This is a genomic window from Rhodoferax sp., assembly GCF_018063565.1.
In the GTDB taxonomy this organism is placed as follows: Bacteria; Pseudomonadota; Gammaproteobacteria; order Burkholderiales; family Burkholderiaceae_C; genus Rhodoferax.
Genome location: NZ_JAGPBB010000162.1, coordinates 1 through 4,052, shown reverse-complemented (window position 1 = coordinate 4,052; position 4,052 = coordinate 1). Strand labels below are relative to the sequence as shown.

General features: G+C 55.1%; 2 protein-coding genes. Both read right to left on the bottom strand.

Features of this window, described 5'->3' with window-relative positions; translation table 11 throughout:
- Positions 1–2,264, bottom strand: a 2,264-nt coding sequence (locus KBF66_RS18995) for a diguanylate cyclase (RefSeq protein WP_296661248.1), incomplete at its 3' end; no start/stop codon positions are given.
- Positions 2,261–4,052: HAMP domain-containing sensor histidine kinase (locus tag KBF66_RS18990; RefSeq protein ID WP_296661246.1), on the bottom strand; the 1,792-nt coding region annotated here is incomplete at its 5' end. The genes KBF66_RS18990 and KBF66_RS18995, both read right to left, overlap by 4 nt.

Genomic DNA, 4,052 nt, shown 5'->3' with positions numbered 1-4,052 from the left:
ACCCCGATTTTTCGGCACTGTGTAATGGTTTCAACCGCTTTCTTCATGTCGGCAAGTGCTGCCGTTTCGAGAATTTCAAGCTCCAGATGTTCCGGAGCCACTTCTGGGTGCCGTTCAAGTATCCGATGCAGCCGATCCGCAAAGTTGTCACGCAACAGATGGTCGGCACTGATGTTCGCGCTAACCTTGCACTCTATGCCAGCACGACTCCAACGCGCCATTTGCGTCAACACTGTGTCGATAACCCACTCGCCGACCTGCACTTCGAGTTCGCTGCCGTCCATGAAGTGCAAGAACTCGCCAGGGGGCAGCAGACCTTTTTCGGGGTGCTGCCATCGAATCAATGCTTCAAAGCCCACAATGTCGCCATTGACCAGATTCGCCTTGGGCTGAAAGTGGAGCACGAACTCCTTGTTTTCCAGCGCCTCGCCCAATCGCTGCATGTAATGCCTCTGTGTCTGAACCAGACGGTCATGAACCGGGTCGAAGAAATGGTAGCTGTTCTTGCCAGTTTCTTTGGCCAGATACATGGCTTGATCAGCATGCCGCAGCAAAACATCCGCATCTGCTTCGTCGGCCGGATAGATCGTGACACCCACACTCGCCGACACTCCAACAGACTGCCCCTCGATCTCCACAGGTTCCCGAATGACATCGAGTACCCGGTCAAGCGCCAATTGACTTTCCTGTGGACCAGTCAGGTCTGTCAACAGCAAAACGAACTCGTCACCACCCAGTCTTGCCAAGGTGTCGTCGGTTCGCAAAACCAGTCTGAGGCGTTTGGTCATCTCCACGAGCAACTTGTCGCCGCCATCATGACCAAACCGGTCATTGACGGACTTGAAACCATCCAGATCAAGGTAGCAAACGGCTAAAGACCGGCCGCTTCGGCGCGCGCGGGCGAGTGCCAAGCCCAAACGATCCAGCAGCAAACGGCGATTGGGAACGCCTGTCAAAAGGTCAAAGTGCGCAATCCGGTACAACTCCTCCTCGTGGGCTTTGAGCAGGCTGATGTCCGAAAAAACGCCAATGTAATGCTGCAACTTGCCCGCACTGTCGCGAATGACAGAAAGTGACAGTATCTCGGTGTACAACTCTCCATTGTTGCGGCGATTGCAGACTTCGCCCTGCCAGAAGTCGTGTTCCAGGACCGATGTCCACATCTGTTGGTAGAAAGCTGCATCGTGTTTGCCGGATGCAAGCAGTTTGGGTGTTCGCCCGATCACGTCTTCGCGGGCGTAACCCGTGATGCGGGTGAATGCCGGGTTCACATCCACAATGGACTTGTCCGGCGCGCAGATAACGATGCCTTCGTAGCTGTTGGCATAAACACTGGCCGCCAGGCGCAAGCCCGATTCGGCACGCTTTCTTTCACTGACATCCCGAATCACCGCGCTGTAGTGTGCACCGTCTGAAGAGGCCCATGAGCCCAGCACCAATTCAATGGGAAATTCAACACCATTCTTTCGAAGCCCGACCAGTTCGAGTACTTTGCCCAGCAAATGCGGCTCTGCCCCGTCACGTAAACGCGACATGGCCAAATCGTGGGTCAGATTGAGTCTTTGCGGCATCAGGCGGTTCACGGACTGACCCAGCATTTCGCTGGAGGTATATCCAAAGAGCTTGTTTGCGCCTTCGTTCCAACCGATTACCAATCCGTTTGCATCAGCCTGAACAATGGCATCCGGCGCCGTGTCGACTACCGAGCGCAACCTTTGCTCCTTTTCGCCGAGCACTTTTGACATGGCTTCCACCTGCTGGCGCTGAAGCTCTGAATCCCGCAAGGCCTTGTAAGTTCGTAGCGCGACGTAAACGGACACAAAGATCTTGTCGGCGGTCAGCTCCGATTTCAGGCGATACCCGTCAATCTCGTAATCGGTGACAACCTCGCGCTGTGGCGCATAGCCGGGTTGACCGGTTACGAGAACAATCTGGACCATGCGATTGCAGATGTCACGACGGATATGGCGCACCAGATTCAATCCCGCCAGTTGCGACTCCATGACCACATCGAGCAAAATCAACGAAATGTCGGGATGTTCGGCCAATACTTGTTTGGCGTCGGCGGCCGAGTGGGCATCCAGTAACCAAAGGGGCTTACCCTCCACGCGCATATCCCGCAGTGCCAGATTCAGGACGGCATGGATATCTTTTTCATCATCCACCAGCAAGACTTTCCAAGCCGCATCTGTGGACTTGTCGGGTGCGGCTATCGACTCCGGTTCAGGCGCGAAGAGGTCGGCGAAGCTGTCAGACTCAGTCATTTCATTTCCCTCAAATCGTCATGTGTGGGGATCTCAATACGAAAACACACGCCCACACCGGGATTGCCGTCAACTTCTATGCGTCCGCCCAGCCGCTGGGTGATCAGGTTGTAGACGAGGTGCATTCCCAAACCTATACCATTTTGCATGTCTGTCGTGAAGAACGGATCAAAAATTCGCTCCCGCGCTGCAGGCGTAAGTCCGATGCCATCGTCTGAATAAATGACAGACAGAATGGCCTGCGTCTGTGCGATCTGCACCTGTATGCAGCCCAGCTCACGCCCCTTGAATCCATGTTGCAACGAATTGGCAATGAAATTGGTAAATATGCTGGTCCAGTCCCCCGGATAACTATCAAGCTCCAGTGCATCATCACACATCACGGTGACGCGAAACCGTTCGGATGGCAAGCGATCACCAAAACTAAGAACAACCTCGTCGAGACATTTTTTTACCCGAAAACGACTTTTTGTCTGCGGCAAGCCATTGACGGCGACTTGGCGAAACTTGTCAATCAACAAGCCAATGCGTTCCAGATTGGACAGGATGAGTGACGACTGTGCCTGCGAGTCCTTGAGGTAGCCCTGCAGGTCCGATTGGGTCATGCGTCGTTCTGAAAAACTTTGTGACAGGCTCAGGGTGCGGGATTGCATGGTAGACGCAGCCAGCACGCCAACGCCCACTGGTGTGTTGATTTCGTGTGCAACCCCGGCCACCATCACACCCAGCGAAGCCATCTTTTCTGCTTCAACCAGACGTTTGCGGGTTCGGGCATTCTCGATTGCCAGCGCCATCATGTCGGTCATTGCCAGAGCCAGATTGAGGTAGCGTTCTCGGTGTTGAGGAAATGCCAGGCCATCCACCACAATGTGCCCAAACACATGTTCTTCCCGTGCCACGCGCAGCAAGAAACCGTGGTTCGAACGGGTCCATCCATACGCTGTATTCAGTGACCGAACTTCTTCGCAGATTGAAGCGGGCGTTTCCGTGTTTCCGGTTCCATGCTGTGGTTCTGCCGCAACGTAATGCCAGACAGCCGGAGCAAAAAGCATGCGAAACAGGTCTTCAATGGCACCGATCACTTCAGCTTCAGTTCGCGACTTTGTCATGCGCGCCAGCAGGTCCATCGCTGTCGTGTGGTCTGCCAACTCGCGCGCATGCTCTCGGGTGCGCTGTTTGAGCAGATTTTGAGACTGACCAAGCCGCCACTCGAGCACCAGACGATTTACAAACAGGCGCATGTGGTCAAGCCCGACCCCAATTCTCTGAGCCGGCAATCCGAGGGCAGCTTGAAGCGCAGCCAGTCGGTCCGCGGCTTTGTTGTCAATCCCCGTATCCAGCAAAACAAGATGATTTGCAAAGTCACGAAAAAAACTGCCGGCGCTGTCGCTGGTAAAGCCCAGATCGGCTATGTGTTGCTGCCAGTGTTGCAGCCACCCCGGCGTTATCAGGTAGCCGCGAGCGGAGATCGCCTCGGCAACCATGGTGGTGCCAGCTACAAGGTGGAAACACTGCTCCTGAACCAGCACACGTGTTGCAGGAAAGTCTGAAGGCGGCGCTCCTAACGCACCGAGGCAGGCACGGCCCAGGACGACCACATCGGAACAATCCTCGGGCAAAAAGGCTCGAAGTTCATCCCAACTGACCGGTGGCCGTCCGCAGCGCGCAGGAAAGGCACGTGACACGACATCTGGCCACGCCGCGTCCGCCAGGCATGCCTGTATCTCCAAATGAAAGTTCTGGCACCCAAAGATACAGAGCGTTGTCATGAAGCGCAATTCAAGGCAC